We start from the raw sequence: 26178 nt of genomic DNA, 5'->3' as shown, positions 1-26178 counted from the left end.
GTGTTTTCTCCTTGATATCTCCTTCCTCCGGGGGTTACTGTTCCATCCACGTGGACCACAATGTCTGATGTGTATTCACGCCCCATGTACTTCACAAGTCCGAAGCGACAGTCTGAGAACATACCGATCCTCTCATTCAATCCTTCGCACCCTGAATATGACGGTGCCCCCATCTGTGTAGGGTTCACCCGGGTCAACGCACTGCATGTAGGCGTGCTCCTCGTCACCCTCAACTGTGAGTCCCAGCTCCACGGGACACCATTTCCTCTCCAGGATGGTTGTGTAGTGCAGTATAGTGGATAGGGCATGTGTGCACAGCGCATCTGTCTCTTCAATGTCTATTTCAGGGTCATTTATTATGATACGGTCACCCTCCCTGTATACAGGGCAGTACCCCCTTATCTCATGTACGCGCACCTCAAGCATATGACCACCTGTGATGGATTATGGATTGTGAAACTTAAATAGGTTTTGAATATATATTCAATTGGTGTCTTTTTTGGCACTTACAGATAGCATTACCTTGAAACAATATACAGGATCCGGAAAATGGGTACAGTGAGAACATCGGATCTATCAGCACACCTAAACGTTAAACCAGCCAGTGTAACTCAGATGCTCAGGAAACTCCATGAAATGGGACTCGTGGTCTACCACCCATACCTTGGGGCTGAACTCGCAGATACCGGGAGGGAACCTGCAGGGGAGGTCCTCAGAAAACATATGCTCCTGGAGTGCTTCTTCCATGAGGTCCTGGGGATGGACATAGACTCCCCATATGAGGAGGCCTCCCGGATGAAGCATGAACTCTTCACAGAGACAGAGGATGCACTCAGGAGGTACCTAAGGAACCCTTCAAGGTGCCCCCCCGGGATACCCATACCCTGAAAAATATTTAGGTTAGGATACCAAGTTAAGGACCATGAGGTCAGGAGCAGATAAATTCCTTGAAGGATCACCTGAGATAGCTGAAAAATTCATGAAATTCAGAAAGGTGGTAATGTCTGAGGGTAAACTCACAGAGCGTGAAAAGATGCTGATAGCGGTCGCATGCGCTGTTGCAGTAAGATGTGACGCCTGCACAGAGAAACACGCCGCAGAGGCCCTGAAAATGGGAATAGGGGAGGATGAAATCAAAGAGGCGGCTGCAGTCGCAGCCCTGATCAGGGCGGGCTCCGCAATGAACACGGCTTCAAGGATATTCCTGGACTGAATCTCTGGTAGGGATTCATGGCTTGACCTTCAGGATGAATTTCAGCACAAACTTCAGTCCATGCAGAAACACAGCCACAGCCATAACGACCATGGCGACAAGGAGTGCAAATTTGACAGAGTAGAACACATAGATGTTCCTGAAGGTGAATGGGAAGACACTGTAAAGTGATGAGACCATGAGGTAGCCAAGGGCACTCAGAATGATCTGGGTGAAGGTCCAGAGCCACTGTTTCCTGTATATTATAAGTGCGGCATTTGCAATGAGATTGGCGGCGATCACAACATTAAAGAGGGGTATCAGCCCCCTGAAGGACTCTGTTATGAATGAGAGGTTCCAGTTCATGACACTGTTCACAATATAGAGGAGTATGATGTTTACTATAATGCCAAATACAAACTCCTGATTTTTTAATTCCTTATCCCTGAGGAATTCCTTCAAAATTTTGTTATCCACTTTTTAATCTCCATAGATGAATGTTCCTGTGTAGGTGTAGTTTTTAATTTCAGGTGCTTTAAGGATTTCAAATTCACTGGTGTAGCCGTGATGTTCAAGTGAAATCTTGAGGTGCGCCAGCGCTATTCCCATATCGATGGGGTTCCACCTCCCCAGAAGGCGCCTTTTAATCGGGTTCTGAACCCGGCAGTATGCATGGATCATCCCATCACCCCCCGTGAGGTACCAGGGCTGGTTGTTAACTGCGGATGGTGCAAGGCGCACAGCCTCAAGCACATCATCCATCCCCACAATATCTGTTATCTCACTGAGGGGTTTCCTCTTAAACTCTGATGGCTCCCTGTGCACCGGTTCAGCTGCAACCCCAAAGGCTAGCAGGATTATAAATTCAAGGTCAGATTTCACATGACCCTTAACCATGGGGATCCCCTGCCAGCAGCTTCCAATCCCCATGGAGGAGAGCTTCAGATCCATCTGCTGTAGCATGAAGCCCACATTAAGCCGCCCCATGTATCCCTCTGAGAAGGCGGCGATGTAGTGGGGGGCGGGTTTCTGCATCCTGGTACTGACATCATCATCCCCTATTATCCTGAATTCAACCTTGGTGGAGGGGAGGAGTGGTTCCAGTCCACCAAGGTAATCAGTGATATCCTGGAGTTCATCATCTGATACAGGTGATGAATACCTTCTCGTGGATTTTCTGCTGAAAATGAAAGGGTAGAGTTCCTTCATCATATTTGCTCCGGGTGTCATTCCTGAATTCCATAAAGATAATATGTCAATCATCCTACAAGGTCTTTTCCTAATGTTTTCATGTTGAAGTGTACCTTATCAATGCTTCCATGGAAGTACTTAAGGTCACCTTCAGGGAGGTGCCAGGTTGCGGTACACTCATGGGGGTATATAAACCCATCGTGTTTCCTGTAGGAGAGAACTTCAACACTCCAGGGGTACATCTCCATGTTGAACTCTGCGCAGTACCTGTCCTCTGTGTGGAACCCCACAAACCTTCCATGCTCATCGAAGCTGAAGATACCATGGGCCTCAACACCATGATCACTGATGGTGGCCTCAACCCGGGTGTCATCCAGGGCGTACCATTCAATACACTCTGACATGGTGAGGGATGGCAGAAAGAGTGACTCTGAGAGTACGGTTACAAGGGCTGACTGGTCCATTTCAGGTCCATGCTCATCTGCAACACCCAGGAATTTAAGGGCCCTGATGATCATCCTCCCATGACCCTCTGAGTAGAGGTCAAGGCCCTCCATAGGGATCCAGAAGAAACGGCCAGCTATGTGTACGCACCTGAAGGGTGTTGGGGTGTTGAACTGGAGCATATCTATGTCCATCCACCTCTCACCCCTTCTTATCCTTGAGTTCCCCCACCTGATCAGGAGGTTTTCTGCGACTTCAGGGAGGCTGCAGAGTGAAATGTGTCTTCTTATCTGGTCGGGTAGCTCCCTCTCATTCAGGGAGGGATCATTTTTGAGTTCTTCTTCAACTTTCATTTTAAACAATTTTTTAAGCATTATATCATCTTCTTTTGCGGTATTCCATGTACCTTCGCTTTGAGGCCTCTTCAAGCTTTGCGAATATCCTGAAGAGGTCCTCCACCTCATCATCATCCAGTGATTCAAAGAGTGATTCCACGGTAGCTCTATCCCTTTCATCCCTTCCACTCCAGAATTCATGGAATCTGGGGGTTGTCTCAAGGCGAAGTATCCTCCTGTCCCTGTCAGGGGTTATCCTTATGAGCCCCTTCTCCTCAAGGCGTACTGCGATTTGCTTGACGTTCTGGTGTGTGGTACTCATGGCTTCGGCCATCTCCTGCATTGAGGGGGGCCTTTCAAAGATATTTCCGAGGATCACAAGAAAAAGCCACTGTTTGGGTGTTATGTTCTCGGGGAGAAATTCACGGCCCACTATGTAGTTCCAGCGCTGCTCAATGAGAAAGAGGGCAACCAGTATGTACCTCTCCATGGCATCCCGGGAACCGGCGTGTTCATTTACAATTTCTGCTGAATCCTTCATCAAGGAACCTCACTCGCTTAATACCACCAGTGTCAGTGGTGTTTTCTCTGACTTCGTATGGTAATATATTACATATTAAGGTAATATATTACATAATTCTTTTTGCAGCATATAAAGTTTTGCAGGAGGAGAAGAGGTGAAGGATTCTATATCCGTGAGGATCATAGGATAATTCGATAATTGGTCATGAAGATTAGAGTTGTAAAGCGAGGCCGCTGACGTATAATGTCTTTTTAATCTCGGTGATTGGTCATGAAGATTAAGGTTGTGACATGGAATATAAACAGGGCTGCCTATACCAGGAGGAACCTCTGGAATTATATGAGGACCATGGACTTTGATGTGGGCTTCTTTCAGGAGGTCTACATGATTCCCGCTGAGATAAGGAGAATGTATCATACCGTAAGAGGTGAAATGAATGCAGTACTCCTCAGTAGGGAAACATTCGATGGGGCTATAAGAAACTATATCACTACGGATTCCGGAAATGAATGTGTGGATGATTTCTATGTTTCCTGCACCACAGAAATTTCTGGGGTGGAACTAACACTTTTCAGTATCTACAACTATGTAGGGCCCGGGGTTGCGGATTTCGCGGTGTTCCTTGATGCCCTATACAAGTATATTGAGTGTTGCCCTAACCATGTGATCATTGGTGGTGACTTTAACATGAGTGAAAACTTCACGAATCTCAGGGAGTGGGGTATTCTTGCGGCTGAGATGGTTGAGAGGTTAGCTGGGCTTGGGTTCAGGGATCCTCTTCTTGAGAGAAGTGATTCGTTCACCTTCATAACACCCGATAGAAAACGGAGATACAGGATCGACTATCTCTTTATTCCAGAGGAATTCAATGTTCTGGGGGCAGGCTCTCCAGATGAGGATGAAATTCTCAGAGCAAAGCCGCGTTTATCTGATCACCTCCCTGTTGAGGTAACAGTGGAAATCTAGGCCAAAATGTTAATACTATATTAAAATTTAATATCACATAAGTTTGATTTAAGGGGCACTCAGATAATTAATATGTGAAAAATAATCGATTTTTATGCCGGGATTTTCATATTGAACTTCAAAACGGGCTTTTATGTTATTAACAATCATCTTAAGTCCTCCTTGAATTTAATTAATATTTTTGTAATATTTAATATTATAAAATCATATAAGTATTTCTGTCACAGGTATTAATTTTCCATTAAATTATTACATTAATTTGATTCAACTCAGAAATAGTAATAAAAAATTAATAAAAAATCTTAAATAAAATTTCTGAAAGATCTCTGATTGTAAAGAATAAGGGAGGTGAAAATGATTAGAAAACATTGGATTATTCTATTGATTGCAGCTTTTTTTACAGTGATTTTACAGGGATCCGCTGTAGCGGCAGAAATTGATGGGGGTGGAATGAAAAATCCAGAGAACCTCACAGACAGTGAGGGACGATTCACATTCACTGGTGTCAATGATAATAGCCAGGTTGTATGGGTGGACCCACTGACATTACCAGACAGGTATCGAATCAACGAAACACTTAGACTGACACTGCACCCATCCTCAAACGCATCAGTGAGGGCCGGAGATGTGGTACTTGAGGCATCCTTCATCAGCTCAACGATAACAGGAAGGCTCTACGCAGACCTTAACAGGAACAGCGTCTTTGATGACAGGGATGAGGCACTCGCCGGGGTGAGGGTGGTTGACCCTCCTGAGATAAGATTCCTGATAATCTCATGGCCAACAGAGGCTGGACAGCTCCTTCAGCCAGTGAAGAACATCATGCAGAAGCACCCTGAGATCACAGTGAAGGTAAGAAATACTGACCAGGCAAAGCTTAACCTGACAGAGACTGCTCAGCTAATTGAATGGGCTGACCTCATATACATCAGCAACGTCCAGACTGTTAACGGCCCAAACGGGCCTGTACCCGACCTCCTCATGTCAATGAAGAGCCAGGGAAAACTCAACGGCAAGATAATAGCAGCCTACCCCAACCCATACTACTGCTTCCCGGTTGCAAGGCTTACAAACATAAGCAACACACGCTTCGTTGATGCAAATGGTACTGAACTGACCGACAGTCAGCTGCAGGCCATATTCGAATCGGTATCAAGGGCTGTACCACCAAAGACACCCCTCATGGTTTTAAGGGAACTCCCGGCAGCATACCCTGCAATGGCATCCTATCTGAAGTTCCAGGAATACAAGACATCAGACACAGCATCCCCCGAGAACAGGGAGGAGGGCCTCATGTACCTCATAGCCCTGGCATTCCCTGGGAGGGGATACACATTCCGTGAACCAGTCATAGTGCCAAAGTACGCCCTCTACCGCAACGGAAGGCTCTACTACAACTTCACAGACTACGAGCAGTTCCTGATTCCAGGAAGACCAACGGTGGGTATAACATCATGGATGGCCCTCACATGGGAACGCGGGGACCTCCTCATGCTCGACAGACTCATAGGTGAAATGGAATCAAGGAGCATAAACGTTATAGCCACAATAGCCCAGGGGAACCCCGTTGACGGAACACCGGTCATAAATGCCATGAGGAGCTACTTCTTCGACTCACAGAACAGGACAAGAATTCAGGGCCTCATAACACTCCAGTCATTCAAACTGGGTGGTGCAACTGCAGCGATTGCCGAGAAAATGGTCCTTGATAACAATATCCTTGTCTTCAGACCACTCAACGTGGCCGACAACGAGGATGCATGGTACATTTCTGACGCTGGAATGGACTTCACCAGCATAACAAGCCAGATAGTCCTGCCTGAATTCCAGGGCCAGATACTCACAATGGTAACAAGCTCAACAAGAAAATCACTGGACCCATTAACAGGACTTGAGGTTGAATTCTACCAGCCCATAGATGAGAGGGTTGAAACCTTTGCAGACAGGATTGCAGCCTGGATTAAACTCAGGTACACACAGAACGCGGATAAAAGGGTTGCACTCATCTACTACAACTACCCACCAGGGAAGCAGAACCTTGCAGGTGCAAGTTACCTCGACGGACCATCCTCCATACTTGAGATACTCGGGCTGCTCAGAGAGAACGGTTACACTGTTAGGGGCGTGCCTGGCGGAGTGGATGAACTCATAACAGAGATGATGAACCGTGGCCTTAACATTGCAAACTGGGCTCCAGGGGAACTCGAGAGACTTGCCAATGCAACCGTACTCTGGGACGTGGAGAAGTACATGGAATGGTACGGCAGGCTCCCGGAAATTGCAAGAAAGGAGATAGAGGAGGGACCATTCGGTTACATTGAAGCACTCTTCAGATACAGCGTTAACAACCCCAGACTACCGGACACACTGGAAAGGTGGCAGAAGTCACTGATCACGACAATAGATGACATGCAGATCAGCAAAGCCTCAGAGGCCAGGGGTCATGTTTTAAGGGCCTACAGTGCCCTTAAGGACATCCTAAACGGCCTTAACAGGTGGAACGAATTCTACAGTGCAAAGTCAGCGTTCCTGGCACTCAGGGTTCCTGGACTATGTGGCTGGGGTGCTCCTCCCGGCAACATCATGACCGTTGAGAAAAACGGCAGGAAATACATGGTGATACCAGGGATGTTCTATGGAAACGTCTTTATGGCTCCACAGCCACAGCGCGGCTGGGAGGGTGACGCTGATAAACTCTACCACAGCCAGATAGTCCCCCCACACCACCAGTACCTGGCATTCTATGCATACCTTCAGACAGAATTCTGTGCCGATTCAATGATACATCTCGGACGCCACGGAACCTATGAGTGGCTCCCCAGAAAGGAATCAGCGCTCTCAGGGGCAGACTACCCGGACATATGTCTTGGAAGGGTGCCATGCATATACATCTACATCATGGACGGTGTCGGTGAAGTCATACATGCCAAGAGAAGGGGTCTGGCTGTGAGCATAAGCCACCTTACCCCACCAATGGAGGCAACCGGAGTTTACGGTGACATCGCGGCACTCAAAACCCTGATAGACCAGTACCATGCAGCACCAGGCAACAGGTCAGAGGAGATAAAACTGATAAGGGAGAGGGCAGCCAGACTCCACCTTGAGACAGTAATTGACCTCAACGTGGACCCCGATGAACTGGTTGACAGGATAGACGACTACATAAGGGAACTTGAGGGTACAATGATGCCGCTGGGTCTCTACGTCTTTGGCAGGGACTGGAATGAGAGCCAGGTTACCACAATGGTCAGATCCATGGCAACAGTACCCAGGATAACCGTGAGTAACACCACCTTCATATCAGTGATACAGGCACTCTCGGGGGTAAACAGGACAGTGGATATGATCATAAAGGATTTCTACGGTGGAAGATCACTTCAGACGGTCATATCGGAACTCCAGCTGTCACTTGGAAGAAATCTAACAGCCACAGAGATAACGGCCCTCAACCTGACACTCAATGATGTTCTGAACATCAAGGGTTCAGGTGCAAGGGAGAGGCAGATGCTCCTAAGGGCCCTTGGCGGAGGATACATACCCCCCACCGCAGGGGGAGACCCGATCAGAAACCCATCGGCAGTCCCAACAGGGGGAAATCTGTATGGTGAGGACCCATCACTCCTTCCAACACAGGCTGCATGGATCAGGGGGTCAAAACTTGCAGATGAGGCCCTGCGATCATACAATGCAACCCCTGAACAGCTGGGTGTTGTCATATGGGCCACAGAAACCCAGAACGACAAGGGAGCAACAGTTGCATTCATCCTGAGGCTCATGGGACTCGAACCCATCTATGGATATGGGGGTTCCGTCATGGGTGTGAGGGCAACACCACTGGCACAGCTCAACAGGTCAAGGGTGGATGTCCTGATGACCACCTCAGGGATATTCAGGGAGACCTTCCCGCTCCTGGGGGTTCTCCTGGACCGTGCATCAAGGGTGGCACTTGCGGCATCCTTCAATACACTGATGGCAGCTATAAATCAGGAAACAACAGATAACAGGACAAAACTCCTCGCGGCACTCAACGCCTCGGTTTCAAGCATCCAGAAAGCAGGGTTATTCATCCCTGGTAGCGACCCACTCGATAAGAACCCCATTGCAAGGCACTGGCTCTCAGACGTCAAGGCGCTCATTAAACTTGGAATGAAACCTGAGGATGCTGGAATCGCCGCAATATCCCGGCTATTTGGACCATCCCTCGGTAACTATGGCACCAGACTCCCTGAGGCTGTTCAGCAGGACTGGACATGGGATGAAAGACTGGACCTTGGAAAACTCTACATCGACAGCATGAAGTATGCACTGAGCGAGGATGGCTGGGGAGTGGACCTTGAAGAGGTCCTGACAATGAGGTTACGGGACGTTGAGGGCGTCTACCACTCAAGGTCAACAAATCTCTATGGAGTTCTGGACGTGGACCATAACTTCGAATTCCTAGGTGGTTTCAGGCTTGCAGTGGAGGCTGCAGGTGGCAGGATACCCGGGATGTACATAATAAACCAGGTGAACCCATCGGCTTCCAGAATAGAGACCCTTGGCCAGTTCCTCTACAGGGAGATGCAGTCCCGCTACTACAATCCCAGGTGGATACAGGGGATGATGCAGAGCGGATATGCAGGTGCAAGGGAGATCTCAAACAACTTCGTGGCCAACCTCTGGGGATGGAATGTTATGAGTCCCGAGACTGTTTCCGAGTGGATGTGGAAGGAGACGGTGGATGTCTACCTCAAGGACAGATATGGCATTGGTGTCAGGGAATGGCTTTCAAGGGGTAAGAATAGCTATGCACTCATAAGCATGACAGGTACCATGCTCACAGCAATACACCGCGGGTACTGGAATGCTGATGATGCCACAAGGCGCCTGATAGCCACCACATGGGCAGAGGCTATAGCAGAGAATGGTGTTGCCTGCTGTGACTGCAGCTGCGGCAACATTGCCATGATGGAGTGGGCCATGCAGTACCTCAACCCGGACCTCCTTGCAAGGGTTAAGGAGAAACTGTATGCTGCCACAAAGAGCTCAGCATTCGCCCCATCAGGAGGATCCAACCCTGATGTCCCCTCAACCCCGAACCCAGGAGAGCCAGGTACAGGGTCAACCTCAGCCGGGCGAACCCCATCATCAGATAGGGCCACTGGAAGGCCCAGTGATGCTGGGACTTCAGGTTCTGAGGTTACCAGTGCCTCCCAGGAGTCACCTGGTACTGACGCCGGGAAGGCCTATGAGGTGAGCAGGGCAACTGCTGCTCAGGGTTCCAGTACCGGAATGCCAGTATACGCTATAATCGGTGTTATAGCACTGGTCGCCCTTGTTGGTGTCGGATACTTCCTTGGGACTGGGAGAAACTAATATTAATTAATTTTTTATTTTTTCCCAATTTTATGAAGAAAAAACACTGGTTCTCATAAAGTGTACTTTTTTACACTTGAAGTGTACGTCTAACTGTGTTGTTAGGTAATAACTTCAGGGTTCAGCACCGCTCCCCACTATCTGAACAGGTTTATGGTGTTGAGTATAATTATGATTCAACCCCTGAGTTCCTCAAGGATTGAACTGAACTCATCATCGCCTATAACAGGTTCAGCCAGGGATATATCAACGGGTTTCAGGGTATTGGCATAGACCATGCCCCTCGTCCTCGCTGTGAAGACAGGCTCCCTCAGCCTGAAGACCCTGAGAATCCACACATACCCCCTTGAGCCGAGGTAGGATCTGACGTGCTCCGGGCTCCATATATGATAATCACTGAACCTTCCAAGACGATTTGAGGGCCTTTCCATAACATCAACAACCTCTGCAAGGTACCTGACCTCCGCCACATCGTCCCTCATCTCAGGGAGCTTCCTTTCACTTACAAAATCATGGTACTCAGCCTTGAAGGCCCCCAGAAAGTCATCGTTCATGGCATAACTTCTTGTGGGGTAGAGGAGGAATCTCTCAGCTGATGTTCTGTACTTCCTGATAAGGAGGGTCTGAATACCCTCACCAAGGGCCTCCACCACAGGATTCCACTCATTGAGACACTTTGTCATCTCCATAGTTTCACCTGAATAAATATTATCATGTGGAATTATAAATACCATTCATCATCTTCTGACAATTCATCACCCATGCCTTTAAATTCCTGAATAAATTTAAGGTTCCCGGGGAACATAGAAACAATTGATGAAAAGGGAAATAGTCTCACTTCTTGTACTCCTACTTGTCCTTTACCAGCTTAATGCTGTAGAAGCAGTTAATCTCACAGGCCAGGTGAGGTACCTGAGCAAGGATATAGGGCCGCGGCCAGCAGGTTCCCCTGCAGAGGCAGAGGCTGCAGGTTACCTGGCAGCGCAGTTCAGGAAATACGGACTTAAAACAGAGGTCCAGGAATTCAAATATTACTCACTGAGGTCAGGTGATGTTAAAACATCCAGGAACGTGATTGGAACCGTTGAGGGCCTCTCAGAGAGGGAGGTGGTGATATGCGCCGACCTTGATACTCCACGTGATACATTAACATCGACCTTTGTTGAGGGTGCCAACGACGATGCGACAGGTCTTGCAGTACTCATAGGCCTTGCAGAGAGGTACAGTAAAAGGAAACCACTCTACACGGTTAGACTGATAGCCTTCGGGGCCGGTGAGGACCCATTCACATTCCCCCTTTTCACACCAGAGAGAACATCACTTGAACCCGACAGCTACCACCAGATAGTATACATCCCGTACCTTGTGGGTAGCCGCTACCATGTCCTCTCCCACCAGGATACCCTTAACAGTACCGCCGCAGTTATCAGTGTGGAGGCTACAAGATCAGGGGCCTCTGATACAGGTACCGGTCTCTTCTGATAATTCTTCACTGTTTGCACAGCCAGAAAATGCAAGAACAGATATGCATATCATTAAAAAGATAAATATTCTCTCCATTTAAACCCCCATTTTTATATTCCCGTTCATTTCTTATTTAAGTTCAGGTCATGAATTTCGTGGGGTTTTACCCGGGCACACCTTCTTCGTAATATGGGACTATAACGCAGTAACTCATCCGTTTCGCACCCATCATTTAACCTTTAACATATTCTATTAAATTTTAAATCAGAAAAAATTGGAAATTTTTAAATTATATAAATAAATTATGTTTAATATACTGGTTAATTCCTGTTTAATGAGTGGGGCTCTGATGGATGGTGTCCTAGCCATTAAATATTTTGAGTCATAAAAAAGGGGTAATTGTATGGATGATGATTGCTGCAGGGGAGTTCTGGGGGTGTGTGCTTGTTTTCCTTCTTCTTTACTTCATCCTCGGTATACTTGCATGGAAGAGAATAACTCTGAAGGGGGTTCATGGTGGATTTCAGATTTTATGGTGGAGTTGATGAGATCGGTGGTAACAGGATAGAGGTATCCTGCAAGGGTGATGGGCTATTCCTGGACTTCGGGATGAGGTTCAATATTGAGAAACTCTACTTTGATGAGTTCCTGCAGCCAAGGAGCTTCAACGGTCTCGGTGACCTCATGGAGCTTGGGGCCCTCCCAAGGATAAGAGGGGTGTACCGTGAGGACCAGGTCAGGTACCTTGGAATGAAGTTTGAGGAGAAGCCCGCGGTATCAGGTGTGCTCCTGAGCCACCCTCACCTTGACCATGCAGGATGCCTAAAGTACATACGTCACGATATACCCTTCTACATGCTGGAGGAGAGCTTTCTTATACTGAAGGCCCTTGATGAAACATCTCAGAGTGGTGGCGAATTCCTTCATTACAAACCTAAATTTCATTTTTCTGAAAAAAAGACCTTCAGGGGCGGCACAACACATAAGAGGGATAAGATTAAGATAGAAAGGCCAGTGAGGATCTTAAAACCATACAAAAGGTCTGAGGCAGGTGAGTTCAGCATCACACCGGCACCGGTTGACCATTCGGTTCCAGGGTCCTGCGCGTACATGATAGAATCAGAGGAGGCAATAGTATACACTGGAGACCTCAGATTTAAGGGCCGAAGGGACCATGAATCCAGAAAATTCGTTAAAAAAGCAAGAAAATTTTCCCCAAACATCCTCATAACAGAGGGAACAAGGATAGACCAGGAAAACAGCACCTTCGAGGAGGATGTTGAGAGGAGAACAGCAGCTATAGCCGCACACCACAGGGGACTTATCATTGTCAATTACCCCATACGCGACCTCGACCGGTTTCTGACATTTTACCTGGCCGCCAGAAACTCAGATAGGACACTTGCAGTGAGCCTCAAACAGGCATATATAATCAGACTCTTTGAGGGTCTCGGTTACCCACCTCTGAGTGACCTTGCAGTCTATGTGCCCCGTAAAACATGGGGGCTCATCGGAGAGGACGCGTCTGTCTGCTTTGATGGTGAATGGGTACCTGCAGCTGACCTTCCCGAGGAATACCTCGTTCAGGATTACAGGGGATGGGAGAGGCAATTCCTTGAACTGGACAACATCATAACCTACAGGGACCTCCAGAGGGAACCCGGCGAGTATATCTTCCAGTGTGACTACTTTGACTTCAAGGAATTCATAGACATCAAACCTGAGGGCGCGGCCTACATCAAGTCCAAGACTGAACCCTTCAATGAGGAGATGGAGATCGATGCAGAGAGGGAGAGCAACTGGCTCAGGCACTTCGGCATAGCAGAGTACAGGAGGTTCCACTCCTCAGGCCATGCAGGAAGATCTGACCTCGTGGAGATGATACTCGACGTGGAACCAGAGTCCATATACCCCATTCACACCAGGAACAGGGAGGAATTCATGATCTTTAAGGAGGAGGGTATTAAGGTTCTTGATCCAGTGATGGAAAAATAGTGGATGATTTTCATCCGGAGGATTTAGGGCCTCTGAAAAAATGAGGGGGAAAGGTTCATCCTAAAAAGAGTCAATTTTAGAGTCTCCTTATATTCCCCTTTTTATTTCCTGATGCAGTGTTCTTTGCAAGGGTTGAACGTTTGCCTGAGGAGTATATGCCGTAGTAACTGTTGTATGAAGCCCTGTTGTACGCTATAACTGCCCTGTATGATGCTGAATTTATACCTGAACCCTTATTTCTGTTTGCAGTGTTGTAGTAGATCTTTGCATAGCCTCCCCTCGCATTTATACCGTCGCCACCATTGTACTGGATGGTGTTACGGTAGATGGTTACAGATGATCCCCCCACGTATATGCCGTAGCCTCTGTTGCTGCTTATGGTGGATGAGTAGATAACTGAACCGGCACCGGCAACGTAAACACCGTACCTGTTACCTGTAACCGTGCTCTGCTCCACACCTGTGGTGCCCCTGGCGTTTACGCCACAGTTTCTGTTTTCAGAGACCCTGGTTAGGATTATCCTGGAATCTGTTGCAGTGTATACCCCATCGGTGTTTCTGAGGGATGTGCAGTTGTATATGATTGAGCTCTTACCATACACAGCTATTCCTGCGGCAGCATTGTCTGTTGAGTTCACGGATCTCACGATTGTATCTGCACCGTTAACCTGGATCCCGTTCTGATGGTTTGAACTGGCTTTTCCTGATACGATGTAGCTGCGGGCCCCTGTAAGGTATACACCGTTTTTGAGGTTCTCCACTGCTTCGAAGTATGCCACCGTGGCGTTGTATCCTGAAGAGTAGATCCCATGCAGCCGGTTGAGTTTCACGGTGACGTCAAATATCCTCGCATTGATTCCTGTTGAGTTGATACCGCTGAGGGTGTTGTTGGTGGAGTTCCTCACATATGAAAGGTAAAGGTCCTTACCTGCGGAGTAAATACCGTTGAGACCATTATTCTTAACCTCAATGAACCATAAATATGCGCTATCACCGAGGCTTGAGATTCCATTATGTGAATTGGAAGAGACATCCAGTATTATCTGCATGCTGGCATTCCGACCTGCTGAGAGTATGCCGTTTTCACCATTGTAGGATGCGCTGGTTATATAGAAGAAAGCTGCATTGTCCCCTCTGGAATATATCCCATTTTTTCTGTTGAAACTTGCATCCACATACCTGAATGAGGCATTTGATCCTGTGGAGTAAATACCATTTTCACCGTTGTAGTAGGTGTATGAGCTGATGACAGAGCAGCCGGGGCCAGCCACATGTATACCGTTTCGGGTGTTGTTCTGTGCATAGGATCCCTGCACACTGGATCCGTTTCCTGAAACGTATATGCCATCGGCACCTGAGTACTTGACGGTATTCTGGGTTATGTTAGCCCATCCACCTGTTGAATGGATTCCCGTGAGGTTGTTCCTTAGCACCGTGTTGTTGGTGATCCTTGTACCATTACCTGAGGAATTTATACCATGCCCAGAGTTGAAGGATATGCTGTTACCTGCTATTGAAACACCTGATGCATTTGAACTTATCCCATCCCCCTTTGAGAGGTAGATGGTGTTACCACTGGCCATACAGCCATTTCCCCTTATTAGAATTCCGCTTCCGTTACTGTTTGTTATGGTGTTACCTGTGATTGTTGCGTTTTTCCCGGTTACAAGGACCCCGTGTGATGCTGAAGCGTTTATGAGACTGTTGCTTATGGTTACATTATCACCATTAACAGTAAGGGATGCGGGGGAGCTGAATATTCCTGAGCCATTGACTGCACATGAGTTACCGTTTACTACCAGTGTGCCTGTGACGTTTGTCCTGTTAAGGAAGCTCTTGTTACCGTTGAGTTCCACGGTTCCATTGACACTGAAACCGGTTATGTTTGCTGCGGAATTTACATCAATGAAGCCGTTGAGCTGCACAATGCCCGATGCAACCAGGTTAATGGCCCTGTTAACGATCATGTTAACGTTTTCGTATATTCCCTCAAGAAATGTGATGGTATCGCCATCCTGGAGGGTGTAATCTGTGCCGTTGAGGGTGAAGTTTTCTGAGACACCGGTGGGCGTGAATATCTGCATGTAGGTTGTGTTGTCCACGGTGTAATCTGCACCGCAGCTGCAGCCTGTCATCATGACTGATATGAGAAGAATAAGGGGCAGTGTTCTGAGTTTTTTAATAATTAAACCTCCTTTATTACCTGTAAGTGTATATTATCTTGGATCCTGAATATAAATTTTCAGAATCCGGTATTAACAAAAAAAGAGATTTGTGTGGAACTCAGGCTGCTGCCTCAAGTTCCTGGTAGGTCTGTTTCACCTGCTTGTAGGTCCAGTGGTACTTCCACTTGTATCTCCACTTACCGCCTCGTTTGTACCATTTTCTGTACCATTTCTTGACCTTAACCTTTGAGACCTTGACCTTGTTGACCAGTTTTGCAGGTGTGTTTTTGATTATGCCCATCATTGTTGTGTTTGTGCTGTTTTTGAAGTATTTCAGTATTGTGTTTCCTGTTAGGGCGATTGTGGCGTTGTAGAGTGTGATGTTGCCGTTGCCGATCTGATAGTATGTGCCGTTTTCAAGTTCTATGATTGGTGTCTGGTTGAATATCAGTTTGGGGTATGTTCTGTTGGTGATGTTTCCTGTTATTGCGTGGTTTATTATGCCGTATTTCACTGTACCGTTTTTGATTATCATGTACTTTATGTTCAGTGTCCTGTTGAGGACAATCGGAGATGTGTACCTTGTACTATTGACTGTCGGGATGGCACCATCAATGGTGTAGTAGACGCCATCTGCAGGCGCTGAAGTTACGATAAAGTCGCCTGAATCTCCTCTTGGCAGTTCTCCAACCCCTATATCATCGGTTGCAGCTGCCTGTCCCATTCCACCAATAACCAGCGCGACAAAGACAGCCATAAATAAACTAACTGTTCTTTTCATACCAAACCTCCCTTAATTGATATGTAGTACATTCAGATACATTAATCATAAATAATATATAAAATTTTTTGTTTACTCATAATTATAAACAATTAAATACTAAAATAAAATTAACTTCATGTATTATAAAATTAATTTTAATATATGTCTATTTAAGTTTAACAAATTTCGTAGGAGCAGGTATACTCCTGTGGCCCTATAATTCAGTGTGAATCAGGATTCTTTATGCTAAAAAGCCAAGAAAAAGTGTAAATCATCAAAAAATCAGGTATTCATTTAAAATCTTGCAGATAGATTTATTCTTTCGTTTACAGCCATAAGACCACCTAAATTTTCATTTTAAGAGGATCATCCAGCGTTTTTTTCAGATTTTTAAAATCAGATAAAAAGAGATAGGTAAGTTAAACTGAAAAGCTAGACTGGATAAAGTCCCTGGTATATCCTCTTTACCCATCTATAGGTCCAGTAGTATCTCCACTTACCGCCTCTTCTGTACCATCTCTTAACCTTGACCTTCATCCACTTGGTCTTTTTGATAGCTCTTGCAGGTGTGTTTTTGATTATGCCCATCATTGTTGTGTTTGTGCTGTTTTTGAAGTATTTCAGTATTGTGTTTCCTGTTAGGGCGATTGTGGCGTTGTAGAGTGTGATGTTGCCGTTTTTGATCCTGTAGTATGTGCCGTTTTCAAGTTCTATGATTGGTGTCTGGTTGAATATCAGTTTGGGGTATGTTCTGTTGGTGATGTTTCCTGTTATTGCGTGGTTTATTATGCCGTATTTCACTGTACCGTTTTTGATTATCATGTACTTTATGTTCAGTGTCCTGTTGAGGACAATCGGAGATGTGTACTTGGTGCTTTTTGGAGTGGGCATGGCACCGTTGATGGTGTAGTAAACACCATCTTCTATAGTTGTATTTCCGGCTACAGCACCCTGCAGGGGTACATTAACCGCCGTAGAATAACCGGTTCCAATGAGGACCGCCATGGCAAAAAGAACCATGAAAACCCCCGTATTCATTTTCATGAAAAACCTCCTTTCTATATTTAATAATCTAATGTGAATTTCACCCCTTCTTCAGAACATCATGGGGTTTTAGGACGCTCACACCGGTTGCATCACCCACAACCTCTATCTGTATAATCCAGTCAGGATCATCAGACTCCTTAACAGGAAACCGCTCCATTAAAAAAGCCGAAACTGCATTAACGACCTCCTCTGGAGACTTTATGTACCTGCGCCCCCTGAGGTCGCAGATGACCCTGAAACTCTCCCCTGCCTTAACCTTCTCAGATACGAGGCTCGCAACCCTTTCGATTATACTGTCCAGCCTTGTTCTCACAACAGCCTCAACAGGGACTACCTTGGATATTACAGTGGTTGGAGAATTCCTGATTATATTAACAGCCTCAAATGGGTCCATATCAAGATCAAATTTAAGGACATTTGGAAAATCAGAATCCCTGACCCTGAGTTCGCCTTCGTACCTTGAAAGCACCATCTCGATCTCTTCAATGCCAACTATCTCCTCACCTGCAGGGCCACCCTTCTGACCGCTTAGGGTCACGATGAGGTTGAAATTTTCAGGAATCTTCAAGGAATCACCCCCTATCATACTATGTTAGGGGATATATAAGTCATTATCCATGTAGCTATGATTCAAGGTTATATATCGGAGATTTTAGCTCCATTTGCCTTCTGTAACTCCCTTTAAATTAGGGTTCAAGGTCATATATCAGAAATCCCAGTATGAATCCAAATATTCCAAATGCAACAAAACCTTCAAGGGCTGATCTCAGAACGTTCCAGTCAACAGCCATCCTCCCTATCATCCCCCATATAAACAGGACGGCAGAGCCAAGCACCGCGAGTATCACCGCAATCTTGATTGAGTACTTAATCCTTTCAATCAAGGGGTTCACCTATCCAAGTTTTTCATGGACCCTCCTGAGTTCAGAGGGTATGTCGATCATCTGGGGGCAGGGCATGCAGGAGCCGCAGCCTGAACAATTTGATGCCCGCTCCCGGGCATCCATGATCTTTCTGTACTCAGTTTCCACTCCCCCAGTGCTCATGAACCTGTATACGTCATTCAGGAGTCTGAAGTTACGGGGTATGTCAACGCCCTCAGGGCAGGGCATGCAGTACCCGCATTCTGAACAGGGGACACTCTTCCTCATGCGGTAGACCCTTTTAACCTCCCTCAAAATTTCATGGTCCTCTTTTGTGAGCTCCTGCGAGTTCAGTGCAATTTCAACATTCTCTCTGATCTCTGAAACACTACCCATACCACTTAGAACCACGTCAACATCATCCATATCCCACAGATACCTAAGACACCACTCCACAGGCTTCCGTGGTTTTCTGGCCATTTCATATATCTCCTGGACCTCCGGTGGAATGTTACGTACAAGTGAGCCTCCCCTCAGCGGCTCCATTATCACAGTGCCGGCACCAAGTTCGCGGGCATATGAAAGGGTGGCGGAGTTTGCCTGGTGGTCATCCACTATATTGTGCTGGACCTGAATGACATCCCAGCTGTATGAATCGGCTATTTCAAAGAATACGTCGGCTGTATCATGAAATGAGAATCCAACGTAAATTCCATCATCCCGGAGTGAGTCAAGAAAATCAAGAACCCCCATATCGTTGAGGGTCAGCCAAGAATCCTTTTTGAGGTTGTGAAGGAGGTATATATCAATTTTGCCTCTGAGGCGCTTCATCTGCTCCTCAAAGTACTTATCCATGTCTTCTCTACTGTTAATAAGCCAGGTGGGAAGCTTGGTTGTCACGACCGCATCGTCCCTGTAGTCACCATTTTCTGATAGAAAATCCCCCACGAAGACCTCGCTTTCACAGCCGTGGTAGGTGTAACCGGTGTCAATGTAGTTTATGCCGCTCTTAAGGGCAAACTCCATAATCCTCTCTGCGGACCTTCTCTCAAGCCTCCCATTCACCTCAGGGAACCTCATGACACCTATCCCCAGTATCGACGCAGATATGCCTGTTGAACCGAGTTTTCGCCGGATCATCCTTTTCACCTCAAACATCAGGGCTTTCTGTGTACCAGGCAGACGTCAATCCAGGAACATTCGGCGCATATATCAGTTAATTCAGGGGAATCTATGAGTGGGGAGATAAGCCCATCAATTTCTGTGTGTGTAAGTTCATCTCCACTCTCTATACCCAGTAAATCCATGAGCATCTGATCCATTAGCCTCACGGTGTCTTCGGCCCTCAGGCAGGTGGATCCATCAAGGAATGGACATGCAGCACAGATATCATCTGGAAAATCAACAATCATTATGGGCTTCTGTGGGTTATCATGGATCCATTTGAGGATCCTCTCCATATTATCGACGAATTCCCTGCTGTAGCCGTATCCCTGAAACCCCCGCATACAGAGGAGGTGATGTGCCCTGATTATCAGCTCAGGGCAGCCTCCATTCAGGGAATTTATGGACGTCAACCTCTTCACCGTAGGGCTCCTTTGGTGTTATGGCCCTTGTAAGTGCCGCAGCCCCTGTTATCTTAAGCAGATCACCGGGTATGAATGGTAAAAGCCCCATGACAAGAAGTTCCCATGCTGATGGCATCTGTCCTGTTGTCTGCAGGGTCCAGAGACCCAGAACCAGAAGTCCAGGGATGTAGATAAGGCCAAAGTTTGCAACAAGCATCAGGGCCATCATTGGTGTGAACTTCCTGGATCTTATGTGTCTGTCAACAAAGTGGCCCAGCAGCAGCGCTGCAAGAACGAATCCAATGAGATACCCTCCGGTCGCACCCATCAGTACAGAGGCTCCGCCGGTCATACCGGCAAACCAGGGCACCCCCGCGGCACCAATGAGGACGTATATGACCTGGCTCAGTCCGCCCCAGTACCTTCCAAGGACGACACCTGACATGAGGACTGCCAGTGTCTGGGCGGTGATGGGTACCGGGGTCCATGGTAGCGGAATCACAACCTGGGCCATTATCCCTGTTACACAGGCCATGAAAAATGCCATGACTGTCTTGTTGATCCATGTCTGATTGTGTCTCCATCTGAACAGAGTGTAACGCATCCTGTAGTATCCTTCAAGGTCAATGTTCATATCATAACCTCCATGGAGTGAGAGTTAATTGGAATCCCTTAGATACTTGGCTGTCGGATGATAAAAAAGTTTTGTTGTGAGGGTTTCCTTGGGGTCCTTATTCTGTGGTGATGTGGTGATGGAAGATGGTCTGGTATAAGCTACTCTTCCATCTCCTGAACCCGCCTCACATATTCCCCTATCCTGAATTTCCGTTCAAGCCCACGGTCATTCATGTACCTGACCTTTCCGAAGATCTCCCTTTCGGCCCAGGCCCTGTCATGCTTGCCGAAACACCAGGCAACCCCTGTGAAGCCATTGGGGTCCCTGCCATCTATCTCATACTTATCATTGAGGTAAAGTGCTATGTCATAGGCCCTTTCAGGGTGATCTGTCCACTCCAGGATCTTTTTACCCCAGTACATCCTCATGTAACCGTGCATCTTCCCGGTGATAACCATCTCCTTCTGGGCGGCGTTCCAGTATGGGTCATGGGTTCTGGCCTCCTCAAATTCCCTGAGGGTGTACTCGTATTCCCTGGTGTCCCTTGCGTGCTCCATAAGAGTGTTCTGGGCCCACTCCGGAAGGCAACTTATACTGCTGTAATTCTCACTGTAATGCACAAAGTTCATGCTGAGTTCCCTTCTCACAATGAGTTCTTCAAGGAATTCAGGGCATTCACCCACTTCAGAGGCCTTCAGGGCAAGATAAAGAGGTGATATATGTCCAAAGTGGAGGTATGGGCTCATGTTTGATAGGCAGTTCTTTACAGGGTCATTTCTGTACTTCTCAAAGCATGCAAGTTTCTCTGAAAGAAACTTATCGAATAATCTGATTGCCTCAGAGGTCCCACCCCTGAAAATGGAGGGCTCAAGTTCCTCAGGGGCCCTGAATTTTCCTGTAACATCATGAAGGTCAGGGCCTGGGTCAAGGTCGAGGGAATCAACAGCCAGCCCCCGCTCCTGGAGTGGAACCATGAACCTTTCAAGTTCCCTTGTTATCTTCAGTCTGAAGGTCCCTGCAGAATATTCCTCCTTAGGGGAGGCTGTTTCAACTGGTACTATAACGTTGCTCTCAACCTGCACTAATGGGATGTGGAGTGATTCAGAGAGTTCATCCACCCATCCCCTCTGAATGTCAAGGTATCCCCTGTCCACCACCACTGCAGAGGCCTCATCTGAGTATTTAATAACAGCTGATGGGGGCCTTTCACATTCAACCACGAGCCTCACGCCCCTCTTCATGAGAGCATCCCCAACATCCACCAGGCCCTCTATGAGGAAACTGTAGTGGCGGGAGTTGGCATTGGGGAATTCATCTGTGAGTCCAAATATGACGATCAGCGGTTTCTGTAGGCTGTTGGCAGTTTCAATAGCATACTCAAGGGCATGATTCCAGTGTGCCCTCACAGAGGCCTGCATCCAGTAGATGACGTACTTACCACTCCTATCGGGTTCTTCCGTGTTGAGGCTCTTTATCCTCTCATCATGTATCATCACCGCCACCTCACACTATGAGGGTTACAGGCACAAGTTCGCGGGGGTAGGGTTCAAAGAGGGTCTGGCCCTCAAGGTAATCATCCCCGAATCTCACGACCCATGACCTCAGTATGCTGAGGGGCACAAGAAGCGGCATAATCCCCTTACGGTACCATTCAACCGATTCAAGGAAATAACTCTTCTCCCTTCCATTGAGTTCTGATGAGAAGTGGCCGAAGGCATGCAGGAGGCTGTTTATGATTCTTTCAGGTTTCAGCGGCTCTTTTATAACACTGCAGAGGGTTTCAGAGTACATACTGAGGGTGTCATCATGATCCCCTTGATTTGCTATTATCCTTCCAAGTGTCCTCTGCCCCTCTGGACTGTAGGACATGAGTAGCAGCTTGTTTGATGTGTGGAACTCTATGAGGTCACCCAGGTCTCTCACGGCACGGAAATCCCTCACCAGGTAGAGCTTTATGAGGAAATCCTCCCTTATCTGGAGGTTCCTCAGCCGTCCTTCATCCTCCAGTGGGAGGTGCGGGAACCTTTCCATAACAGCCCTTCCAAAGAACCCTACCCCATGGCTGCCTGGTCTTCTACCAGCACCCATGTAGACCTTAACGTTCCTTATGCCGCATGATGGGGATTTGTTCTTTAATATGAATCCATCGACTTTGTCCAGTGAATCCAGGAATGAGGTTATGAATGAATTCATCTCATCTGTCACATCCCGTCCGGTTTCAGGCTGAAAAAGTCTGAATTCCCCGTTATCCATGGTTATACGTATGGGTGGTCTTGGAACACCGAGTCCCATCTCAACCTCAGGACAGACTGTGATGAAATCCGCATACCCAGAGAACTGTCTTACAAAGGGGCTTGATATCATTGAGCCATCATATCGGCAGTGATCATGTTCAATGCAGCGGCTGAGTACAACGAGGGGTCTTCTGAATTTTCTCATAAGTTATATGTATGGGCTAGAGATAAATAAGACTTGCTCGGCGGATTTAAGTGTTATAAATCATAGCTGTGGCGAGATAAATAAGACTTGCTCGGCGGATTTAAGTGTTATAAGTAAGACTTTAGTGTTATAAATCATCTCATAAAGAGGATAGGATGACATGCAGGATTCTCATACTTGAGGATGTCCCCCTTGACGTTGAACTGATGGAGAGGGAGATAAGGCGCTCAGGAATCGATTTCATATCAAAAACTGTTGAAAGTGAAGAGGACTTTGTAAGGGCACTTCATGAATTTAGGCCGGATGTTATACTGGCTGACCATTCACTACCATCCTTCGACGGCCTCTCAGCCCTTGCAATAGCACGCAAGCTGTGTCCAGATGTGCCTTTCATATTCGTAAGCGGAAAGATAGGTGAGGAATTCGCTGTGAAGGCACTTAAGAGTGGGGCCACAGACTATGTTCTTAAGAGCAACTTCTCAAAGGTTCCGGTTGCAATAAAAAGAGCCCTCAGGGAGGTTGAAAAGGAGAGGGAACTTGAGAGGACAAGAAGATCCCTCGCAGAAAGTAACTGGCAGCTGAAGGAGGCGCAGAGGATAGGTAAGATAGGAAGCTGGCAGTGGAATTTTGACTCAGACACCCTTTCATGTTCTGATGAGGCGCTGAGGATACTTGGAATCAGAAAAGATGATTTCAGGGGCACCCCTGATGAGATGGTATCAAGGATCCACCCGGAAGACAGGGAGTCATTCCTTGATTCGGTCAGAATGAAGGAGCCATTTGAGGGGGAGTACAGGATAATAAGGGATGGCCTGGAGGGTGTCGCACTTTTCAGGGCAAGGGTCATCCAGGACTCCAAGGGGAAACCCGTCTCCATGATAGGAATAAAGCAGGATATAACCGAGGATAAACGTATCAGGGAGTCTCTGGAAGCTTCGCTGAGGGAGAAAGAATTTTTAATGTCTGAGATACACCACAGGGTCAAGAATAACCTTCAGCTTATTATAAGCCTCCTGAGGCTCCAGTCCAGGTACATAGATGATGAGAAATCCCTTGAGATATTCACCGAGTGCCAGAACAGGGTGCGGTCGATAGCCCTCGTACATGAGAGGCTCTGTGATTCCAGAAACGGGATGGCCGTAAACCTCTCTGATTATATTGAGGAACTCCTCAGTGAACTTAAGGGTATGTGCAGCGGCAGGGATGTGGTGTTCAGGGTTAAACTTGCTGACATTGAGACAGGAATCAACACCGCGGTTTCAATTGGTCTGATAGTAAATGAACTTGTAACAAACGCCATAAAGCATGGTATAGGGGATTCCGGGGAGATAAAGGTTGAACTTGAATCATCCAGCGGCTCCGGAGTCCTTATGGTTGCGGATAATGGTTCTGGACTACCTGAGGATATTGAACTTTTAGATCCTCCAGGTTTTGGTCTCAGACTGGTTAATTTCATGTTAAGCAGAATAAAAGGCTCAATTTCGGTAGAAAACCAGAATGGGGCGGTATTCAGGATCAAATTCGATCTTGGTGGTTGATGATGAGGAGAAGGGTTATCGTTGTGGAGGACGAGGAGCTGGTGGCCCAGGATATCAGGGCGATCCTGGAGGATGCCGGTTATGAGGTGCCTGCGATATTCCATTCGGCTGAGGATCTCCTTGAGGGAATTGAAAACCTCCAGCCTGACTCAATAATAATGGACATCATGCTCGCAGGTGAAATGGACGGAATAGAGGCTGCAAGGATCATAACAGAGAAGATGGACGTACCCATAATATACCTCACAGCCTACAGCAGCAATGATATCCTCAAGAGGGCCGGTGAAACCGAACCCTATGCATACCTGCTGAAGCCCTTCCATGAGAGGGACCTCAGGGTGAACCTTGAAATGGCAATCCACAAGCATGAGGCAAAGAGGAATAGACTTAAACTCATCAGGGAAAGAACCCTGAATGAATACCTTAAGAGGTCAATAGCTGAGAAGGAGGCGCTTCTACGGGAACTTCACCACAGGGTCAAGAATAACCTTCAGCTTATCATAAGCCTCCTTTCACTTCAGATAAGGTATGCTGAGGATCCCGCTATGGAGCACTTCTTCAGGGATTACGTTAACCAGCTGAGGTCAATTGCGGTTATACATGAGCGGGCATATCCATCAGGTGGCAGCTACATTATTGATTTCGGTGATTACCTCAGGAGCATCTCATCCCAGCTTCTTGAATCATATGGCGCATCATCATCTGTCCTTGTGGATATAAGGGCAGAGGGTATCCGCCTGAATATGGACACTGCGGTTCCCCTGGCACTCATAATATCTGAGCTAATCTCAAATTCACTGAAACATGCATTTGAGGGTGAGGGGAGGATAAAGATTTCCATTGAAAAAATGAATGGATCATACCTGCTGGTATACACTGATGATGGAATGGGGCTCCCTGAGGGGATAACGTTTCCTGATGGGGGGTCCTTTGGGTTCAGGATGATTGAAAATCTTTCCATACAGCTTGGGGGCAAAGTAAGGCTGGAAAAACCTGAAAGGGGTGTTAGGTTTACATTTGAATTCACTGAACAGGTCTATAGTGACAGGATGTCCTGATAAAATAAATCTCCGGATTTTACTCAAAGGCATCTCAGTATTCCAGGTCATTCAGGAGGTATTCGACCTTTGAGGGGATGCTATCATCTGATAGCATGTAGTGGACCCACACCCCCACCTTCTCTGATTTAAGGAAACCGGCCCTTTTGAGTATGTTGAGGTGATGTGAGACTGTCGGCTGGGGCTTTTCAAGGGCCGCCATGATTTCACAGACACAGAGCTCACCCTCAGATAATAGGTGGATTATCTTCAGTCTCGTGGGGTCGGCGAGGGCCTTAAGGGCAAGGGAATCCCTTTCTATTTTATCATCATCAGGTAGCCTTTCGAGCCTTTCATTAAGTCTCTCAAGCTGTTCAGGGCTTGGTTTATCTGTTTGACACATTTTCATAATGATCACCTATGAGCCACCAGCACCTGGCAGTGGGGCGTCTCTGCAAGGATACACTCAGGGACTCTAGCAGCTTATATAACATGGGACCTCCTTAATGATGGGCGAATGGGTTTAATGATTATGTCTGAGCACTGAATTCTTCTTCCAGGTCTGCAGAGATGCCTTTCGTTTCACATACCATAACTTCATCTGGAGTCCTGCCGGCCCTCTGAAGGCCTTCAGGACTTATTCTTACCACCGACTATGGAGGATACCTCATTTGGATT

At 47.1% G+C, this 26178-nt stretch carries 25 protein-coding genes; 8 read left to right on the top strand and 17 right to left on the bottom strand.

The features are described from left to right. Positions 1–132: 132 nt before the first annotated feature. Complete coding sequence (locus tag L5462_RS06595; RefSeq protein WP_237779994.1) at positions 133–426, bottom strand: TIGR04076 family protein; 294 nt, start codon at positions 424–426, stop codon at positions 133–135. A 105-nt stretch (positions 427–531) separates the two neighbouring features. Between L5462_RS06595 and L5462_RS06590 the strand changes: the two genes are divergently transcribed. Next, positions 532–888 (top strand): metal-dependent transcriptional regulator, encoded by a 357-nt coding sequence (locus tag L5462_RS06590; RefSeq protein ID WP_370637030.1) that lies wholly within the window; start codon positions 532–534, stop codon positions 886–888. A 34-nt stretch (positions 889–922) separates the two neighbouring features. Then, a complete protein-coding gene (locus tag L5462_RS06585; protein ID WP_237779992.1) occupies positions 923–1213 on the top strand; it encodes a carboxymuconolactone decarboxylase family protein in 291 nt (96 codons plus the stop codon). A 15-nt stretch (positions 1214–1228) separates the two neighbouring features. Here the strand turns inward: L5462_RS06585 and L5462_RS06580 are convergent, their stop codons facing one another. The 4 genes from L5462_RS06580 to L5462_RS06565 are packed head-to-tail and all read right to left on the bottom strand — an operon-like array spanning position 1229 to position 3703. Next, entirely contained in the window at positions 1229–1669 is a 441-nt protein-coding gene (locus L5462_RS06580; protein ID WP_237779991.1) for a hypothetical protein, read from the bottom strand. Positions 1670–1672: 3 nt separating this feature from the next. Next, positions 1673–2401 (bottom strand): nitroreductase family protein, encoded by a 729-nt coding sequence (locus tag L5462_RS06575; RefSeq protein WP_237779990.1) that lies wholly within the window; start codon positions 2399–2401, stop codon positions 1673–1675. Between the two features lie 50 nt (positions 2402–2451). Continuing rightward, entirely contained in the window at positions 2452–3180 is a 729-nt protein-coding gene (locus L5462_RS06570) for a DUF6544 family protein (RefSeq protein ID WP_237779989.1), read from the bottom strand. Between the two features lie 25 nt (positions 3181–3205). Next, complete coding sequence (locus L5462_RS06565) at positions 3206–3703, bottom strand: MarR family transcriptional regulator (protein ID WP_237779988.1); 498 nt, start codon at positions 3701–3703, stop codon at positions 3206–3208. 252 nt (positions 3704–3955) lie between these two features. Here L5462_RS06565 and L5462_RS06560 point away from each other — a divergent pair, with 252 nt between their 5' ends. Both L5462_RS06560 and L5462_RS06555 read left to right on the top strand, forming a co-directional pair. Then, positions 3956–4651 (top strand): endonuclease/exonuclease/phosphatase family protein, encoded by a 696-nt coding sequence (locus tag L5462_RS06560; protein ID WP_237779987.1) that lies wholly within the window; start codon positions 3956–3958, stop codon positions 4649–4651. A gap of 450 nt (positions 4652–5101) precedes the next feature. Next, entirely contained in the window at positions 5102–10006 is a 4905-nt protein-coding gene (locus L5462_RS06555; protein ID WP_237779986.1) for a cobaltochelatase subunit CobN, read from the top strand. 176 nt (positions 10007–10182) lie between these two features. On the opposite strand, the gene L5462_RS06550 is transcribed toward L5462_RS06555, so the two are convergent. After that, complete coding sequence (locus L5462_RS06550) at positions 10183–10695, bottom strand: DUF1802 family protein (protein ID WP_237779985.1); 513 nt, start codon at positions 10693–10695, stop codon at positions 10183–10185. A 127-nt stretch (positions 10696–10822) separates the two neighbouring features. Here L5462_RS06550 and L5462_RS06545 point away from each other — a divergent pair, with 127 nt between their 5' ends. Then, positions 10823–11488 (top strand): M28 family peptidase, encoded by a 666-nt coding sequence (locus tag L5462_RS06545; RefSeq protein ID WP_237780035.1) that lies wholly within the window; start codon positions 10823–10825, stop codon positions 11486–11488. Between the two features lie 495 nt (positions 11489–11983). Further along, positions 11984–13465: an MBL fold metallo-hydrolase gene (locus tag L5462_RS06540; RefSeq protein ID WP_237779984.1), complete on the top strand. Its 1482-nt coding sequence runs from the start codon at positions 11984–11986 to the stop codon at positions 13463–13465. Between the two features lie 76 nt (positions 13466–13541). Here the strand turns inward: L5462_RS06540 and L5462_RS06535 are convergent, their stop codons facing one another. From L5462_RS06535 to L5462_RS06490, 10 genes are all read right to left on the bottom strand, one after another. Next, complete coding sequence (locus L5462_RS06535; RefSeq protein WP_237779983.1) at positions 13542–15602, bottom strand: right-handed parallel beta-helix repeat-containing protein; 2061 nt, start codon at positions 15600–15602, stop codon at positions 13542–13544. Between the two features lie 145 nt (positions 15603–15747). Beyond that, positions 15748–16410 carry a chitobiase/beta-hexosaminidase C-terminal domain-containing protein gene (locus L5462_RS06530; RefSeq protein WP_237779982.1) on the bottom strand — a complete coding sequence of 221 codons (663 nt, stop codon included), beginning with the start codon at positions 16408–16410 and terminating at the stop codon, positions 15748–15750. Positions 16411–16824: 414 nt separating this feature from the next. Continuing rightward, complete coding sequence (locus L5462_RS06525; RefSeq protein ID WP_237779981.1) at positions 16825–17436, bottom strand: chitobiase/beta-hexosaminidase C-terminal domain-containing protein; 612 nt, start codon at positions 17434–17436, stop codon at positions 16825–16827. A 40-nt stretch (positions 17437–17476) separates the two neighbouring features. Continuing rightward, positions 17477–18007 carry a THUMP domain-containing protein gene (locus L5462_RS06520; protein WP_237779980.1) on the bottom strand — a complete coding sequence of 177 codons (531 nt, stop codon included), beginning with the start codon at positions 18005–18007 and terminating at the stop codon, positions 17477–17479. 118 nt (positions 18008–18125) lie between these two features. Then, complete coding sequence (locus L5462_RS06515; protein WP_237779979.1) at positions 18126–18332, bottom strand: hypothetical protein; 207 nt, start codon at positions 18330–18332, stop codon at positions 18126–18128. Beyond that, on the bottom strand, positions 18333–19442 hold the full coding sequence (locus L5462_RS06510; protein WP_237779978.1) for an aldo/keto reductase: 1110 nt from the start codon (positions 19440–19442) through the stop codon (positions 18333–18335). It lies immediately after the preceding gene. A 17-nt stretch (positions 19443–19459) separates the two neighbouring features. Beyond that, complete coding sequence (locus tag L5462_RS06505) at positions 19460–19888, bottom strand: DUF1284 domain-containing protein (RefSeq protein WP_237779977.1); 429 nt, start codon at positions 19886–19888, stop codon at positions 19460–19462. Continuing rightward, positions 19842–20504, bottom strand: a complete 663-nt coding sequence (locus L5462_RS06500) for a biotin transporter BioY (protein ID WP_237779976.1) — start codon at positions 20502–20504, stop codon at positions 19842–19844. Before L5462_RS06500 ends, L5462_RS06505 begins: the two co-directional genes overlap by 47 nt. A gap of 140 nt (positions 20505–20644) precedes the next feature. After that, a complete protein-coding gene (phrB, locus tag L5462_RS06495; protein WP_237779975.1) occupies positions 20645–21979 on the bottom strand; it encodes a deoxyribodipyrimidine photo-lyase in 1335 nt (444 codons plus the stop codon). A 10-nt stretch (positions 21980–21989) separates the two neighbouring features. After that, positions 21990–22925 carry a DUF523 and DUF1722 domain-containing protein gene (locus L5462_RS06490; RefSeq protein WP_237779974.1) on the bottom strand — a complete coding sequence of 312 codons (936 nt, stop codon included), beginning with the start codon at positions 22923–22925 and terminating at the stop codon, positions 21990–21992. Between the two features lie 155 nt (positions 22926–23080). Here L5462_RS06490 and L5462_RS06485 point away from each other — a divergent pair, with 155 nt between their 5' ends. Together L5462_RS06485 and L5462_RS06480 are read left to right on the top strand one after the other, a co-directional pair. Further along, entirely contained in the window at positions 23081–24463 is a 1383-nt protein-coding gene (locus L5462_RS06485) for a sensor histidine kinase (protein WP_237779973.1), read from the top strand. A 2-nt stretch (positions 24464–24465) separates the two neighbouring features. Then, positions 24466–25521, top strand: a complete 1056-nt coding sequence (locus tag L5462_RS06480; RefSeq protein WP_237779972.1) for a histidine kinase dimerization/phosphoacceptor domain -containing protein — start codon at positions 24466–24468, stop codon at positions 25519–25521. Between the two features lie 34 nt (positions 25522–25555). On the opposite strand, the gene L5462_RS06475 is transcribed toward L5462_RS06480, so the two are convergent. Then, a complete protein-coding gene (locus tag L5462_RS06475) occupies positions 25556–25909 on the bottom strand; it encodes a helix-turn-helix transcriptional regulator (RefSeq protein WP_237779971.1) in 354 nt (117 codons plus the stop codon). Between the last annotated feature and the right edge of the window lie 269 nt (positions 25910–26178).

It is taken from the genome of Methanothermobacter sp. K4 (genome assembly GCF_022014235.1).
In the GTDB taxonomy this organism is placed as follows: Archaea; Methanobacteriota; Methanobacteria; order Methanobacteriales; family Methanothermobacteraceae; genus Methanothermobacter.
Note: the sequence above shows the minus strand (reverse complement) of the source record. Positions and strands in the feature narration are given on the sequence as shown.

What these genes read in the sequence shown, in the direction of transcription:
- L5462_RS06545 (WP_237780035.1), top strand. Translation starts at nt 10,823, where the DNA reads ATGAAAAGGGAAATAGTCTCACTTCTTGTACTCCTACTTGTCCTTTAC.
- L5462_RS06575 (WP_237779990.1), bottom strand. Translation starts at nt 2,401, where the DNA reads ATGAAGGAACTCTACCCTTTCATTTTCAGCAGAAAATCCACGAGAAGG.
- L5462_RS06565 (WP_237779988.1), bottom strand. Translation starts at nt 3,703, where the DNA reads ATGAAGGATTCAGCAGAAATTGTAAATGAACACGCCGGTTCCCGGGAT.
- L5462_RS06475 (WP_237779971.1), bottom strand. Translation starts at nt 25,909, where the DNA reads ATGAAAATGTGTCAAACAGATAAACCAAGCCCTGAACAGCTTGAGAGA.
- L5462_RS06550 (WP_237779985.1), bottom strand. Translation starts at nt 10,695, where the DNA reads ATGGAGATGACAAAGTGTCTCAATGAGTGGAATCCTGTGGTGGAGGCC.
- L5462_RS06530 (WP_237779982.1), bottom strand. Translation starts at nt 16,410, where the DNA reads ATGAAAAGAACAGTTAGTTTATTTATGGCTGTCTTTGTCGCGCTGGTT.
- L5462_RS06485 (WP_237779973.1), top strand. Translation starts at nt 23,081, where the DNA reads ATGACATGCAGGATTCTCATACTTGAGGATGTCCCCCTTGACGTTGAA.
- L5462_RS06490 (WP_237779974.1), bottom strand. Translation starts at nt 22,925, where the DNA reads ATGAGAAAATTCAGAAGACCCCTCGTTGTACTCAGCCGCTGCATTGAA.
- L5462_RS06535 (WP_237779983.1), bottom strand. Translation starts at nt 15,602, where the DNA reads ATGATGACAGGCTGCAGCTGCGGTGCAGATTACACCGTGGACAACACA.
- L5462_RS06585 (WP_237779992.1), top strand. Translation starts at nt 923, where the DNA reads ATGAGGTCAGGAGCAGATAAATTCCTTGAAGGATCACCTGAGATAGCT.
- L5462_RS06510 (WP_237779978.1), bottom strand. Translation starts at nt 19,442, where the DNA reads ATGATCCGGCGAAAACTCGGTTCAACAGGCATATCTGCGTCGATACTG.
- L5462_RS06540 (WP_237779984.1), top strand. Translation starts at nt 11,984, where the DNA reads ATGGTGGATTTCAGATTTTATGGTGGAGTTGATGAGATCGGTGGTAAC.
- L5462_RS06525 (WP_237779981.1), bottom strand. Translation starts at nt 17,436, where the DNA reads ATGAAAATGAATACGGGGGTTTTCATGGTTCTTTTTGCCATGGCGGTC.
- L5462_RS06570 (WP_237779989.1), bottom strand. Translation starts at nt 3,180, where the DNA reads ATGAAAGTTGAAGAAGAACTCAAAAATGATCCCTCCCTGAATGAGAGG.
- phrB (WP_237779975.1), bottom strand. Translation starts at nt 21,979, where the DNA reads ATGATACATGATGAGAGGATAAAGAGCCTCAACACGGAAGAACCCGAT.
- L5462_RS06560 (WP_237779987.1), top strand. Translation starts at nt 3,956, where the DNA reads ATGAAGATTAAGGTTGTGACATGGAATATAAACAGGGCTGCCTATACC.
- L5462_RS06595 (WP_237779994.1), bottom strand. Translation starts at nt 426, where the DNA reads ATGCTTGAGGTGCGCGTACATGAGATAAGGGGGTACTGCCCTGTATAC.
- L5462_RS06480 (WP_237779972.1), top strand. Translation starts at nt 24,466, where the DNA reads ATGAGGAGAAGGGTTATCGTTGTGGAGGACGAGGAGCTGGTGGCCCAG.
- L5462_RS06500 (WP_237779976.1), bottom strand. Translation starts at nt 20,504, where the DNA reads ATGAACATTGACCTTGAAGGATACTACAGGATGCGTTACACTCTGTTC.
- L5462_RS06555 (WP_237779986.1), top strand. Translation starts at nt 5,102, where the DNA reads ATGAAAAATCCAGAGAACCTCACAGACAGTGAGGGACGATTCACATTC.